The sequence below is a fragment of the Actinomyces gaoshouyii genome, assembly GCF_002076915.1.
In the GTDB taxonomy this organism is placed as follows: Bacteria; Actinomycetota; Actinomycetes; order Actinomycetales; family Actinomycetaceae; genus Actinomyces; species Actinomyces gaoshouyii.
Genome location: NZ_CP020468.1, coordinates 2108518 through 2122680, shown reverse-complemented (window position 1 = coordinate 2122680; position 14163 = coordinate 2108518). Strand labels below are relative to the sequence as shown.

At 69.1% G+C, this 14163-nt stretch carries 9 protein-coding genes; 6 read left to right on the top strand and 3 right to left on the bottom strand.

Annotation, left to right across the window (positions count from 1 at the left end; translation table 11 throughout):
* The first annotated feature begins 317 nt into the window (after positions 1-317).
* The 3 genes from B6G06_RS08845 to B6G06_RS08835 all read left to right on the top strand — a co-directional run bounded on the left by B6G06_RS08845 (position 318) and on the right by B6G06_RS08835 (position 4858).
* Positions 318-1682, top strand: a complete 1365-nt coding sequence (locus tag B6G06_RS08845) for a hypothetical protein (RefSeq protein WP_125898910.1) — start codon at positions 318-320, stop codon at positions 1680-1682.
* A gap of 71 nt (positions 1683-1753) precedes the next feature.
* Positions 1754-3415, top strand: a complete 1662-nt coding sequence (locus B6G06_RS08840; protein WP_081171904.1) for a SpaH/EbpB family LPXTG-anchored major pilin — start codon at positions 1754-1756, stop codon at positions 3413-3415.
* A 117-nt stretch (positions 3416-3532) separates the two neighbouring features.
* A complete protein-coding gene (locus B6G06_RS08835) occupies positions 3533-4858 on the top strand; it encodes a class C sortase (protein WP_240494053.1) in 1326 nt (441 codons plus the stop codon).
* Here the strand turns inward: B6G06_RS08835 and B6G06_RS08830 are convergent.
* Both B6G06_RS08830 and B6G06_RS08825 read right to left on the bottom strand, forming a co-directional pair.
* On the bottom strand, positions 4824-6497 hold the full coding sequence (locus B6G06_RS08830) for a sensor histidine kinase (RefSeq protein WP_420807192.1): 1674 nt from the start codon (positions 6495-6497) through the stop codon (positions 4824-4826). The genes B6G06_RS08835 and B6G06_RS08830 overlap by 35 nt on opposite strands.
* Positions 6494-7288: a response regulator transcription factor gene (locus B6G06_RS08825; RefSeq protein ID WP_081171903.1), complete on the bottom strand. Its 795-nt coding sequence runs from the start codon at positions 7286-7288 to the stop codon at positions 6494-6496. Before B6G06_RS08825 ends, B6G06_RS08830 begins: the two co-directional genes overlap by 4 nt.
* Positions 7289-7426: 138 nt before the next feature.
* Here B6G06_RS08825 and B6G06_RS08820 point away from each other — a divergent pair, with 138 nt between their 5' ends.
* The 3 genes from B6G06_RS08820 (at position 7427) to topA (ending at position 13400) form a co-directional block, all read left to right on the top strand.
* Positions 7427-8779: a PAS domain-containing protein gene (locus tag B6G06_RS08820; RefSeq protein ID WP_080462201.1), complete on the top strand. Its 1353-nt coding sequence runs from the start codon at positions 7427-7429 to the stop codon at positions 8777-8779.
* Positions 8780-8971: 192 nt separating this feature from the next.
* A complete protein-coding gene (locus B6G06_RS08815) occupies positions 8972-10318 on the top strand; it encodes a diguanylate cyclase (protein ID WP_080462200.1) in 1347 nt (448 codons plus the stop codon).
* Between the two features lie 142 nt (positions 10319-10460).
* Positions 10461-13400, top strand: a complete 2940-nt coding sequence (gene topA / locus B6G06_RS08810) for a type I DNA topoisomerase (protein WP_125898909.1) — start codon at positions 10461-10463, stop codon at positions 13398-13400.
* A gap of 32 nt (positions 13401-13432) precedes the next feature.
* On the opposite strand, the gene B6G06_RS08805 is transcribed toward topA, so the two are convergent.
* Positions 13433-14038 (bottom strand): TetR/AcrR family transcriptional regulator, encoded by a 606-nt coding sequence (locus tag B6G06_RS08805; protein WP_080462198.1) that lies wholly within the window; start codon positions 14036-14038, stop codon positions 13433-13435.
* Positions 14039-14163: the final 125 nt, after the last annotated feature.

Below are 14163 nucleotides of genomic sequence, written 5' to 3'. Positions count from 1 at the left end.
CGGTGGCGCTCCCGGGCTCGTCGGCGTCCGGCGTCGGCGGGGGAGACCTCGACGAGGGGTCCGTTGCTGCAACGAATGGCACAATATGATCGGACGGATCGTTGGAAAAAGGCCGGTAAATCGCATTGATCGGCGAGTTTTGAGACTATGACGAGATGACATTGTGATGTATCGATACAGCAAACTCTGATGCTGGGGGCGAGTAGGGCTGCCTAGGCTCATTCGAGCACGTCATCGCGGTGCCGTATCCCCGGCGGCGCCCGGTCCTCCAGCAGAACGGTTCTTCATGCTCCCCAGATCCGTCCACGCGGCACGCCATGCCCGGAGGCGCTCAGCTGTTCTTCTCGTCCCCCTGCCCCGGCGGCATGGGGTCGGATTGTCCTGGGATCACCTACTGCGGCGACCTGTCCGTCTCCATGGCGCAGGGGCAGATTCGCGTGAGCTTCCCCTGGAAGGAGATCGACACCTCGAACTCCCGGTGCTGTATGCAGTTTGATGAGGAGGGGGAGATCATCCTCGGCGGCCCGGCGTTCGTCAGAGGCAAGGACGTCCACGACAAGAAGGGCCGAGACTGCTCTGTCGATCAGCTGGTGATCGCCTCCGACCGCTCGATGACGTCCTGGACGGACCCGAGTACCGGGATCAGGTACATGCTGCGCTTGCGGGGCTTTGCCGCTAACGCCGCCAATGCCACCTGCAAGGCGACCCCGGACGGGGCCACAGCCGCGCTGGAGGACCGCTTCACCGCCGAGGCGAGCGCCGCCACTGATCCCAGGACTTATGAGCTGCTCGCCCCCAACGGCGCCGCGAAGATCCGGGAGAACGCGGTGTCCCCCGCCTACACCCCTACGGCATCCGGCTGGAAGCTAACGGTGGTGAGCTGCACATACGGCTCCGACAAGAAGCCGCTCATGCGCAGGGACGGCAAGCGCCTCGATCAGTCCGACTCGGTGGGCCTGGTCGACCGCACGCTCCGGCTCGATGAGACCGAGCTCGCTGCGGCCCCGGCGCCTGGTGGCAAGGGCGGCAGCCGCGTCCTCACCGCTCAGGTCGCCTTCAAGGTGGATCCCAATGCTCAGGGTGATACCGCCACTGATTACATCTGTGGCGCCGCGCGCGCCGATGGCAAGCCCTTCGGCCCAGTCAACGTCGTGTCCATGACGGGCGACACCGACGGCGGGAACAGCAACACCGGCTGCGTCACCGCCAAGGAGCAGCGCGCCTTCTCCGCGATCGTGGCGAGCGAGGCGAGCGGCCAGGGGAGCGCGCTCAGCGTGTCCTACCGGATCTCCGTGGTGAATATGGGCGCCATGGTCTGCTCCAAGGACGGAATCTTCACCACGGCGGCTCTGACGATCAACCGCGAGTACCGGCTCGTGGAGACGAGGGCCCCATCCGGGCACCAATTCCTGGCCAGGCCCGTGCGCATTCGCGTGACTGACACGGATGTCACCGTGCTCAACGGAAATGAGCTCGGTGCGCCCGCCGCTGTGGCATCCGTCTCGGATGCCGCCTCCGGGATCACTAATACCTTGGCGATCAAGGATATCGAGGCGGCCGCGCTGCCCCTGTCTGGTGGTCACGGGATCATTCCGAATGTGCTTGTGGTCGTCCTCGCTATTGGTGCTGCTTGTACACTCGCCCTGTTCTCCTTCATCAGGCGTCGGAACGCGTCTCGGTGAGGGCAATGGCTCGGCCTTCCTGGGTCTGAGTTCCCCATCCATCCCTTCATCCACGAGATATTGGAGATACCATGAGTTCCCAGAGGATGCGCCGAGGCGCGGGATTCTTCGCCGCCGCCTGCGCGGCGAGTGCGCTTGTCATTCCAAGTGCGCTGGCGGCCCCTGCCGACCCGAATCAACCCGCCGCAGCGACTGTTCAGAAGGATGCTGACACGACTCTCACCATTCACAAGTGCGAGCAGACGGATACCAACGGCACTGCTGCTGGCACAGGCTTGCAGCAGGCTCCGGCCGACTGCAACGCGATGGAGGGCGTGACATACAAGATCACCAAACTCGACTACAACTTGAGTACTCAGGAGGGCTGGACCCAGCTCGCGGCCGCGAAAGGCGATGTCAACACGGCGAGCGCTGCTCACAAGACCAGTACCACCTTTGAGGGCAAGACCGCTGCGGATGGCACCCTCACCTTCGACGCCAATAAGACCGATGTCGGAGCCTATCTCGTCCAGGAGATCAGCACCGCTGGCGCCAAGGTCCACCGCGGTGGTGCGACCGACGATGCCAAAGGCGCTATTCCCGGCGCCGACTTCATCGTCACCCTGCCGATGACGAGCCCGGGCAACACCAATGCTTGGAACTACGACGTCCACGTCTACCCGAAGAACACCCTCTCCGGAATCGAGAAGAAGGTTGTGGACACCGGAAAGGCCTCTGGTTCCGGGAACAGCCTCGAGTACACCATTGATGCCGCTATCCCGAAGGTGAATGTCGCCGGCGGTGAGACGATCAAGCGGTTCAATGTCATCGATCAACTCGACCCCCGCGTTCAGAAGGGGACGGGAGTTGATCAGCTCAACCCGCGCGTCGCGATTGTCGGGACGAACGCGCAGGCGCTCACTGCCGACACGGACTACACCGTCACCGTCGCTGCGGGCAACGACGACAAGAACTACCTCACGGTCGATTTCACCGCTGAGGGTCTGAAGAAGATCGCGACAGCCCGCGCTAACGGAGACAACACCACGAAGGTCCAGGTGATCCTCACCGCCACCTTCGCCGCGGACACGAGCCTCGACGGCGGTATCTCCAACACAGCGTTCCTCATCCCCTCGGACTCCCCTGAGTTCAACTGGGACAAGGACCGCCCGACCACTCCTGGAACGAACATTCCGGGCACCGACCCCGTCGTGAGCAAGTACGGCAAGGTCGAGCTGAGCAAGAAGGGCTCGGACACCGACAACCTGCTCCCGGGCGCCGAGTTCCAGATCTACCAGTGCACGTGGGATGGCAACAAAGACACCACTCCACAGCTGAGGGACTCCGACGCCACTGACGCGACCGCCCTCACGCCGCTCACGGTCAAGAACGCCAGCACCTTCATCACCCAGGACAACGGTAAGGTCGTCGTCGACGCTCTCCGCGCCAACGACTGGGAGAACGGCGCCACTAAGCAGCTGACCAACGACGACTACTACTGCTTCGTCGAGACCAAGGCCCCCGAGGGCTACACCCTCCAGGCCGAGCCGGTTCCCTTCCGGATCCTCGCCGCCTCCGCGGATAACAAGGATGAGATGATGGCAGTGGAGATCACCGATGTCCCGAAGAACGCGGGCTTCCACCTTCCGCTCACCGGTGCCTCCGGCGTCGTCTTCCTCACGGTCGTCGGCGGGCTCCTCGTCCTGGCCGGCGCCGGCATCGCCTACGTGAACAAGCGCCGTCAGAACCACTGATCACCACTGACAACAGGCACTGACACCGCCTGAGCAACCCGGTGCCGGGGAGGCGAGGGATCGCCTCCCCGGCACCGGGGCGCTTTCGACCCGCCCCCACCCGTCCAGGAGCAGCAGATGAGCACCGACCTCGACGCCCCCACCGCGCTGCGGTCAGCCGACTCCGAGGCATCGCGGCCGTCACGCTGGCCCGGACTGCCCCTCAAAGAGCAGATGACCGGCGGTGCCCCGGACAACGGCCCCGCCAAGAGCCTCGAGGCCACCGAGATTGCTGGCGCCGCTGGGACCTCTGATACCGCCAACGCCGCCGAGGTCGCCTCCCACTCCCGTCGCCGCCACGGCAAGCGCTGGGGCTCCCGCCGGCGCCTCATGACGATCCTGCCCGTCGTCCTCGTCCTCATCGGCGTCGGCGTGCTCATCTACCCCGTCGTCGCGACCCAGCACAACAACGCCGATCAGCAGCGCCTCGCGGACATGTACACCTCGCATGTCGAGGAGGCCGGCGAGAACGTCGTCGCCCAGCAGCAGGCCGCGGCCGAGGAGTACAACGCCCATCTCGAGTCCTCCCCGATCCTCGACCCCTGGCTCGAGTCCCAGCGCCCGGACACCCCCCAGTACCAGGAGTACCTCAACCAGCTCAACATCGATGAGGTCATGGGCCGCATCGTCATTCCCTCCATCCACTCCGACCTGCCGATCTACCACGGTACGCAGACCGACACCCTCACCAAGGGCATCGGGCACCTCTTCGGGACCTCCCTGCCCATCGGCGGCACCTCCACCCACTCCGTGCTCACCGGCCACACCGGCCTGGGCACCGCCACCCTCTTCGACCGCCTCACAGACCTCAAGAAGGGCGACTCCTTCTACATCTCCGTGCTCGGAAAGACCCTCAAGTACGAGGTCACCGACATCCAAGTCGTCCTCCCCAGCGAGACCGAGTCGCTCAACCAGGTGCCGGGCCGCGACCTCGTCACCCTCATCACCTGCACCCCCTACGGTGTCAATACCCACCGCCTCCTCGTCACCGGCGAGCGCGTCCCCATGGACCCCGCCACCGCCGACTCCGAGATCGCCGCCGCTACACCGGCCCCCATGCAGACCTGGCAGGTCATCATCATCTGGGCGGTCGCCATCATCCTGACGATCCTCGTCCTGTCCATCGCCACCGCTCTGTGGCGCCGTCGTCGCCGCGCCGCTGAGAAGGCCGCAGACGTGCCCGGGAGGCGCGTCGGCAACCCGCGTCCACAACCCCCGGCCACGTCGTCGAAGGTGCAAGGGAGGAGGTCGGGGCCGTGGCCAGGCCGAGTGACCAGGCCGAGAGGCAGGCGCGCGAGTCCGCGGGGAAGGGGAAACGGCTCGGCGGGTGAGCGGACATGGTTGACGCGATCGCTCGCCTGGTTCGGGCCTACTCGACGTCGGCGGCGGGCAGCTCCACGGTGAACACCGTCCCGTGGTCGGCCTCATCCGTGCTCGACTCCACCGTGAGGGCGCCTCCGTGCGAGACGACGATCGCCAGTGCGATCGACATGCCCAGGCCCGTTGAGCCCGTCGAGCGCTCCCTGGAGGCGTCCCCGCGGGCGAATCGAACGAAGATGCGATCCCGCACGGACTCCTCGATCCCCGGGCCGTTATCCGCCACCCGGATCACCAGGCGCTTGCCCTCCCGCTTCAGAGTGGTGGTCACGCGCGTCCTCGCGGGCGTGTGCACCCGGGCATTGGCCAGCAGGTTGACGATCACCTGGCGCAGGCGCGCCTCCTCGCCCCCCACGATCGCGGGAGCGGGTTCGAAGTCCTCGGCCTCCTCCTCGCTCATGCCCTCCGGGGGGGTCAGGATCGCCAGGTCGAGGGACCACTCGTGATCAGGGCCGGCCGCCCGGGCGTCGGCGACGGCGTCGACGAGGATCCCCACCAGATCCACCTCCTCGCGGGCCACGGGGCGTCCGGAGTCGAGCCTGGCCAGCAGGAGGAGGTCCTCGACGAGTGCTGTCATCCGCAGGGACTCCGAGTGGACCCGGTCCAGCGCGTAGGAGGCCTCCTCCGAGAGCCCGAGCGGGCCCGCCGTCCGGCCCGCGGCTTCAGGCGCGCCGGTTCCGCCAGGGTCCTGCCGCTCCCCGCTCCCGCGTCGGATGAGCTCGGTGTAGCCGCGAATCGAGGCCAGGGGGGTGCGCAGCTCGTGGGAGGCGTCGGCGACGAACTGGCGCACCTGCGTCTCCGAGCGCTGGCGGGCCGCCAGGGCGGCCTCGACATGCCCCAGGAGCGTGTTGAGGGCCCCGCCGACCTGGCTGACCTCCTGCGAAGTCGCCAGGTCGGCGTCGTCGACCCGCTCGTTGATGCTCACCTCGCCGTGGGCCAGGGGCAAGGAGGCGACGCGCTGGGCCGTGGACGCCACCCGCTCCAGGGGCGCCAGCGAGGAGCGCACGAGGGCGCGGCCGCTGAACGCCGCGATCGCCGCACCCGCCAGGGCGATGAGCCCGAGGAAGAGGATCTGGTCGCGCACCAGGTCGTTGTCCTCCTCCATGGACAGGCCCGTGATCACCTTGTCCCCGGTGCGGCTGTCGTGGCCCACGAGCACCCTGTAGTCGCCGAGCGAGTCGATGCGCGCACTCACCGGCTCGCCGGTCTCCTCCAGGTCCAGCAGGGAGGAGACCTCCGCGGCGCTCAGCGCGCGATAGCTCCCGTCCTCGCGGATATAGCCGGCCGTGATCGCACGGGACGCGGCCGGGGCGCTGCCATCCGCCTTCTCGCCGGCGACGACGACGGTCAGCGTTCCCACCCGCTGCCCCGCCGCGTCCAGGCCCTTGGGCACCGGGGGGTCGTCGTCATCATCGGGGGGCGCGGGGCGCATCCCGTTATCCGCCTCGTCCTCATCGGACCGCTCCTCCAAGGCCTGCTTGGGGACGTCCCCGTGGCGCCGGAACTCGACGCGGCTCGCGGCCGCCCGCACCTGGCTGTCGAGGCGCTCGATCAGGCCGTTGCGCAGGGAAAGCGTGGAGATGGTGCCGATGACGGCGGCCATGACGAGGACGATGCCCAGGACGCCCGCGACCAGGCGCGCGCGCAGGCTGCGGGGCCCGCTCACCCCCGGGCCCCGGCGCTCGCGCCGCCCGGGGCCGCTGAGCTCACCGCGCCGTCGGAGTGCTCCTGGGCCTCGGCGGGCTTGAGGACGTAGCCCACGCCGCGCATCGTGTGGATCATCGGCTCGCGACCCTTGTCGATCTTGCGGCGCAGGTAGGAGATGTAGAGCTCAACGATATTCGCCTGGCCCCCGAAGTCGTAGTTCCACACCCGGTCCAGGATCTGGGACTTGGACAGCACGCGGCGGGGATTGCGCATGAGGAAGCGCAGCAGCTCGAACTCGGTGGCGGTCAGGCGGATCTCGGTGCTGCCGCGCCAGACCTCGTGGGAGTCCTCGTCCATGCGCAGGTCGCCGACCGTCAGGACGTTGGCCGGCTCGGCGGCCGAGGCCCCGGAGCGGCGCAGCAGGGCGCGCAGCCGGGCCACCACCTCCTCCAGGGAGAAGGGCTTGGTGACGTAGTCGTCACCCCCGGCGGTCAGGCCTGCCACGCGGTCCTCGACCGCGTCCTTAGCGGTCAGGAACAGCACGGGGACACCCGGGGTGTGGTCGTGGATGCGGCGCATGACCTCCAGCCCGTCGAAGTCGGGCAGCATGATGTCCAGGACCACGACGTCCGGCTGGATCTCCTTGGCGGTGCGCACCGCGGATACGCCCGTGGAGGCGGTCGTCACCTCCCAGCCCTCGTAGCGGAGGGCGGACGCCAGGAGATCGGCGAGCATTCGCTCATCGTCGACGACGAGGACGCGCACCGGGGAGCCGTCGGCTCGGGTCAAGGGATCGGCGAGAGTACTCATGCCCCTATCCAACACTCCGAGCCTGTGTCGGCGCTGTGAAACTGTGACCATTTCCGGGAGGGCTCAGGCTGTCCTCACTCGGAGGGGATGGGGCAAGATGGGGCCGATCCCTCATATGCCCTGAAGGAAGCAACTGCAGTGGAAACGATCATCGGGAACCGCCGCCATTTCGACGCCGAGGACGTGTTCTTCTCCTCGACGGACGACAAAGGCGTCGTTCGCAGCGCGAACGAGACATTCTTACAACTGGCGCGCTACCCGCGCGAGGAGATGATCGGCGCCCCGCACAGCATCATCCGCCACGACGACATGCCGGGCGGCCTGTTCAAGCTCATGTGGGACGATCTCACCGCGGGCCGCCCCGTGGGCGCCTATGTGCTCAACCGCGCCAAGGACGGGCTCGACTACTGGGTGTTCGCCACCGTGACCCCGACCTCCGGCGGCTACGTCTCCGTGCGCACCAAGCCCCTGGACGATGCCGTCTTCGCCACGATCGGCGAGGCATACGGCCGGGTGCGCGCTGCTGAGCGCGAGTGCATGGACTCGGGCGCCAACCGCCGCGAGGCCGCTGAGCGCGGCGCCGAGCTGCTGGCGGAGGAGCTGGCCTCCCTCGGCTACGACTCCCTCGCCGCCTTCGGACGGGCCGCCCTCGCCTCGGAGGCCCAGCGCCTGCTGGCCGAGGGCGTGAGGGTTCCCGCGCGCGAGGGGGCCGAGGGCCCCGCGGTCGAGATCCTGGGCGCGGCCCGCCGCGTCGAAGTCTCCAGCGACAGCCTCGTGGACCGCATCGGGGACTTCCGCGAGGTCGTCTCCGCGCTGGGCTCCTGGCTCGACGGCGCAGGGTCCATCCGAGACCGCGCCCAGCGCATCGCCGTGCTCATGCGGACTCTGACCAGCAAGGATCCGGAGTCCTCCGCGCCTGGGCTGGCCGAGCGGATCATCGAGCGCTCCGAGCGGGCCGCCACCGCCGTGACCGGGCTGAAGGACTCCGTGGCCTCCTTCGCCGACGCCATGGCGTCGATGGCCTTCAGTATGGCGCTCATCCGCCTGCACACCCTCGTGCTGGGCGCCTACGCCGCCTCCGTCGTCGACGGGGCCGAGGCCGACGCCCCCTGCGCCATGCGCGAGCTCGTGCAGGGCCTCGAGGCGGACCTGGGCTCTCTGGGCCCGGTGCGGGACGTCGTCGAGACCCGGGTCGGCGAGCTCGAATCGGCCATGGCCTCCGTCGTGTCCGACCTCGATCGGACGCGCCGCCCCTACGACCGCTGGCTGCGCGCGCTCACTGACGAGGGCGCCGTCCTCAGTGAGGGCGCCGAGGGGGACGTGGCCGCTCTCATGGAGGAGGCCGGGTCCCTCTCCGAGCAGGGCTACCCGGAGATGACCGACCTGGCGAACCTCGCCGGGCGCTACCGGGGCCTCGACCTGAGCATCGACGACGAGGCCCTGGGCGGCGCCGTCGAGCGGATCCGGGCCGCTCTCGCGGCACTCGGCTAAGCGCTGCGCCGTCGCCGCGCTGCTCTTCACGACAGCTCCCGCACCGTCTGGATAACGATTCGGTAGCAGTATTGAGGGGTTTTGCAGGAAGTCGTGTCCGAAAAGCGACCTTCGTTGGTAGGTTCCTGTCATGCCGACGTCTCCCCGCGCTCGTCGGCTTCTTCCCTGGTGCAGCAGAAAAGGACATCTACGATGGAATCGCAGATCGGCTACGAGAGATTTTTCGACCCTGAGGACATCTTCTTCTCGACCACCGGCCCCAAGGGCGTCATCCGTCGTACGAATCGGACCTTCGACTCCCTGTCGCGCTATTCGCGGGAGCGCCTCCAGCGCGCGCCGCACAGCATCGTCCGCCACCTGGATATGCCCGCCGGCCTGTTCAAGCTCATGTGGGACGATCTGGGCGCCGGGCGGCCCGTGAGCGCCTACGTCCTCAACCGCGCCGCCGACGGCGTCGACTACCGCGTCTTCGCAACCGTCGTCCCGATCCGCGGCGGCTTCCTCTCCGTGCGCACCAAGCCTCTGCGCGAGGACGCCCGGCGCGCCATCGAGGAGGCCTACCGCCGCGTGCGGGCCCGTGAGCGCGAGTTCGCCGGCCGGGGGGCCTCCCGTTCCCAGATCGGTGAGATGGGTGCCGTCGAGCTCGCCATCGAGCTGGCCGGCCTGGGCTATCCCGCGCTCATCGACGCCACCCGCGCTCTCCTGCCCGCGGAGGTCAGCGCCCTGGTCTCCGCGGGTGTGCGCGTGCCGGACGCCGCCGGCGTGAGCGGGCCCGTCGCGGACATCCTGCGCGCCGCTGCGGACCTCGAGCGCTCCACCAACCGCCTCGTCTTCCAGCTCGAGGAGTACTTCAGGCTCCTGGGCTCCCTGGAGGCAACGAGGGAATCGATGCTCCAGGTCGCCGAGCGCGTCGAGCTCACCGGTCGGGTCCTGGGCGCCCAGGACCGCACCTCCTGGCAGCGCATGCGCAGTGACGAGATCGCCGAGCGCGTCGTCGAGTTGTCCGGCCGGGCCGCCCCCGCCCTGCGGGCGCTGCCGCAACGGATGAGCGCGGCGCGTGACGGCGTCCTCGACCTGCGCTTCTCAGTGGCCCTCATGCGGCTCATGACCCTCATGGTCGGGCGCTTCTCCCGCTCGATCCTCGACGGCAGTGAGGAGGACCCGGTCGGTTCCATCTCCGACCTGTGCGAGTCCCTGGACTCTGTCGTCGGCGCTATGGACGCCGTCTGCGCCCGCGCCCGCCAGGCCGCGGAGGCCCTCGACGCCGATCTGCGCGCCGTCACCCCGCAGATCGACCGGATCACCCGGCGCACCCGTCAGTGGGTGGATGACAGAGCCGCGACGCGCGCCGTCGACCCGGCCGGCACCATCGACCGGGATATGCGGGAGGTCCGCTCCTTCGCCCAGCAGGGTGCGCCCGAGGTGCGGCCGATGGCGGCGCTGGCCGCCGAGTGCCGCACGATCGACCTGCCCTTCGACTCCGCCGCCGCTCACCGGCTCATCGGTTCCATCGTCACCGCGCTCGGCCAACTGTCCTGACTCCGGAAGATCCCCCCGGCAGGGCGGGGATCGTCGGGCGCCGATGGGTTAGAGTCGGTTCGGGCGCCCGCAAGGGGCGTCGAGGTTGTGCCGTCCGCTGATGCGCGCACGGCGGTTTTCCAACGTCGCAGGAAGGTTCCCCGTGCCCCGCAAGCTCGTCATCGTCGAGTCCCCCAACAAGGTCCGCTCGATCGCCGGATACCTGGGCCCCGATTACGATGTCGAGGCCTCCGTGGGCCATATCCGCGACCTCGCCCAACCCTCAGAGCTGCCCGCCGAGGAGAAGAAGGGCCCCTACGGGCGCTTCGCCGTCGACGTCGAGGACGGGTTCAAGCCGTATTACGTCGTCAACCCCGACAAGAAGAAGACCGTCACCCAGCTCAAGAAGGCCCTCAAGGAGGCCGACGAGCTCTATCTGGCCACCGACGACGACCGTGAGGGCGAGGCCATCGCCTGGCACCTCCTGGAGGTCCTCAAGCCCAAGGTGCCGGTCAAGCGCATGACCTTCACCGAGATCACCAGGGAGGCGGTCACCCGCGCCCTGGACTCCACGCGGGACATCGACTCCCACCGCGTGGACGCCCAGGAGACCCGCCGCATCCTCGACCGGCTCGTCGGCTACGAGGTCAGCCCCGTTCTGTGGCGCAAGGTCCGCGCGGGCCTGTCCGCCGGGCGCGTGCAGTCCGTGGCCACCCGCCTCGTGGTGGAGCGCGAGCGCGAGCGCATGGCCTTCGTGCCCGCCGGCTACTGGGGCGTTGAGGCCCGCCTGAGCACGGGCCTGAGCGGGCTCGATGCGGCCGCCCGCGCTGAGGGCTCCTTCACTGCCCGTCTGGCCGCTCTCGACGGGCGCCGCGTGGCGACCGGGCGCGACTTCACCGACGGCGGCGAGTTGACGGCGTCGGCCCGCAAGGCGAGCACCGTCCACCTCCACGAGGGCGCGGCCAAGGCCATCGCCGAGGCCGTTATGCGCGCCGTCCCGCGCGTGGCCGAGGTTGAGGAGAAGCCCTACAAGCGGCGTCCTGCTGCTCCCTTCACCACCTCCACCCTCCAGCAGGAGGCCTCCCGCAAGCTCCGCATGAACCCGCGTGAGACCATGCGCGTGGCGCAGGGCCTGTACGAGAACGGCTTCATCACCTACATGCGCACCGACTCCACGGTGCTCTCCGGCCAGGCCGTGGCCGCCGCCCGCGCGCAGGTCGCCGAGCTCTACGGGCCCGAGTACGTGCCCGCCAAGCCGCGCGTCTACGCCACGAAGACCAAGGGCGCCCAGGAGGCCCACGAGGCCATCCGGCCCGCCGGCGACCACTTCCGCACCCCTGCGCAGGTCAGTGGAGAACTCAGTGGCGCGCAGTTCCGCCTCTACGAGCTCATCTGGAAGCGGACCGTCGCCTCCCAGATGGCCGACGCCGTCGGCTCCACCGCGACCGTCCGCGTGGAGGTGCCCCTGGCGCCCGCCGATGGCGGCTCGCGAGACTCCGGGCAGACCTTCTCCACAGCCTCCTTCACCGCCTCGGGCACCGTCATCACCTTCCGCGGATTCCTGGCCGCCTACGAGGAGGGGCGCGATGCCGAGCGCTATTCCGAGGCCGTGGCGGGCAGTGCCGGTGAGGCCGGCGGCAGCGGTGAGGCCGGCGGCGCTGCTGGGGCGGGCACCACGGGCAGTGGCGCCGGAGGTGGGGGCGCGAAGCCGCGCGAGACGCGCTTGCCCGCCATGATCGCCGGGCAGGCGCTCGCCGCCCTCGGCGCCGAGGCCGCCGGGCATGAGACCACGCCGCCGCCGCGCTACACCGAGGCCTCCTTGGTCAAGGCCCTGGAGGAGCGCGAGATCGGTCGCCCCTCCACCTACGCAGCCACCATGTCCACCATCTCTGACCGCGGCTACGTGGATCACCGCGGCCAAGCCCTCGTGCCCACCTGGCTGGCCTTCGCCGTCACCCGCCTGCTGGAGGAGAACTTCGCCGAGCTGGTGGACTACGACTTCACCGCCTCCATGGAGGCCGACCTCGACCGTATTGCTGCTGGGGAGGCGGATCGGGGTGCTTGGTTGGCCCGTTTCTATTTCGGGGCTGATGGGGCGGGTTTGTCGGATGCTGTGGGGTCCGTGGAGGATGCTGGGAGTGTTGGGGGAGGGGGCCAGGATGGCGAGCGCAGCTTGCGCGCCATGCTTGACAGCCTTGGGGAGATCGATGCTCGGGCTGTTAATTCCGTGCCGATTGGTGAGGGCATGACCCTGCGGGTGGGGCGCTACGGCCCCTACCTGGAGGATGAGGAGGGCAAGCGCGCTAACGTGCCCGCCGACCTTGCCCCGGATGAGCTGACGGTCGTCAAGGCGCGTGAGCTGTTCGAGCGGGCTGCCGATGATGGCCGTGAGCTGGGCACGGACCCCTCTACAGGGCACACGATTATCGCTAAGGATGGTCGTTACGGGCCCTATGTCACGGAGGTGCTGCCCGCCCCGGAGGGCGGGGCCGACGCGCAGGAGGCGACGGCGTCGGGGGCGAAGAGGAAGCGGGGCGCGAAGAAGGCCGCCGGGCCCAAGCCGCGCACGGCGAGCCTGCTGAAGTCCATGGACCTGTCCACCGTCACCCTGGAGCAGGCGCTCGACCTGCTGAGCCTGCCGCGCGTGGTGGGCCAGGACGCTGAGGGCGTGGACATCACCGCGCAGAACGGGCGCTTCGGGCCCTACCTGAAGAGGGGGACGGACTCGCGCTCCCTGGCCAGTGAGGAGCAGATCTTCACGGTGACCCTGGAGGAGGCGCTCGCGCTCTTCGCCCAGCCCAAGACCCGCCGTGGTCAGGCCGCCGCGCGCGGGCCCCTGCGCGAGCTGGGCACGGACCCGGCCACCGGCAAGCCCGTGGTCATCAAGGACGGCCGCTTCGGCCCCTATTTCACGGACGGCGAGACGAACGTGACGCTGCGCCGTGGCGACGACCCGGCCACCGTGACCCCGGAGCGCGCCTACGAGCTCCTCGCCGAGAAGCGCGCCAAGGGCCCGGCCAAGAAGCGCACCACCCGCAAGACCGCCACGAAGAAGACGACGGCGAAGAAGAAGTCCACCTCCGCCGAGACCGGTCGAAAATAGGAGCGAGACCGGTCCGCGGACCGGTCTCGCTCCTATTTTCGACCGGTCTCGGCGAGGGCGCGAACGAGGGCGGCCGCGGTCTCGCGCACGTCGCGGCACTCGGACAGCGCGGTGACGGCGGCGCCGTCGACGACCGCGATGATGATCTCGGCCGAGTAGCGCAGCGAGAAGCTTTCCGCAATGCGGCTGATGGCGGCGTTGAGCCGCTGGCGCCCCTCGCGGTAGGCCGATCCGACAGGCGCCGAGGCGCCGGCGGAGATCAGCTGGAGGTAGTGGCCGAGGTACGGGCCGCTCTTCGGCAGGGTGGCGCGCAGCAGGTACTCGATCCGCTCATCGGGGTCGGGCCGGTGCTCCAGGGCCTCGACGGCGTCGGCCACCCGCTCCGCGCGCGCGGCCCACAGGCTGATGTTGAGCGTGCCGGCCTGGTGGAGGAGGTCATCGAGGCCGTCGAAGTAGTACGTGGTGGCCGACAACGAGCACCCGGCGCGCTGGGCCACGGCTCGATGAGTGACCTCCTTCGGGCCGGATTCGCGGATGATGGCGGCCGCGGCGTCGATGATCGCCTGCTTGCGGGCCTCCCCCTTGGCGGTCGACGCCTTCTCCCGCCGGTCACTGGTCACGTCCACGGCGCTGCACATGCTGACACGATAAGGCCAAAACGGCGCCGTTGGGATGTGAATCGAGATGACGGCGTGTGAGAAGACCCCCGGGACCTGCGAGATCTCGTGCCTGTCGGCCGCCCGCCGTCGGCACGGGGCGAGGC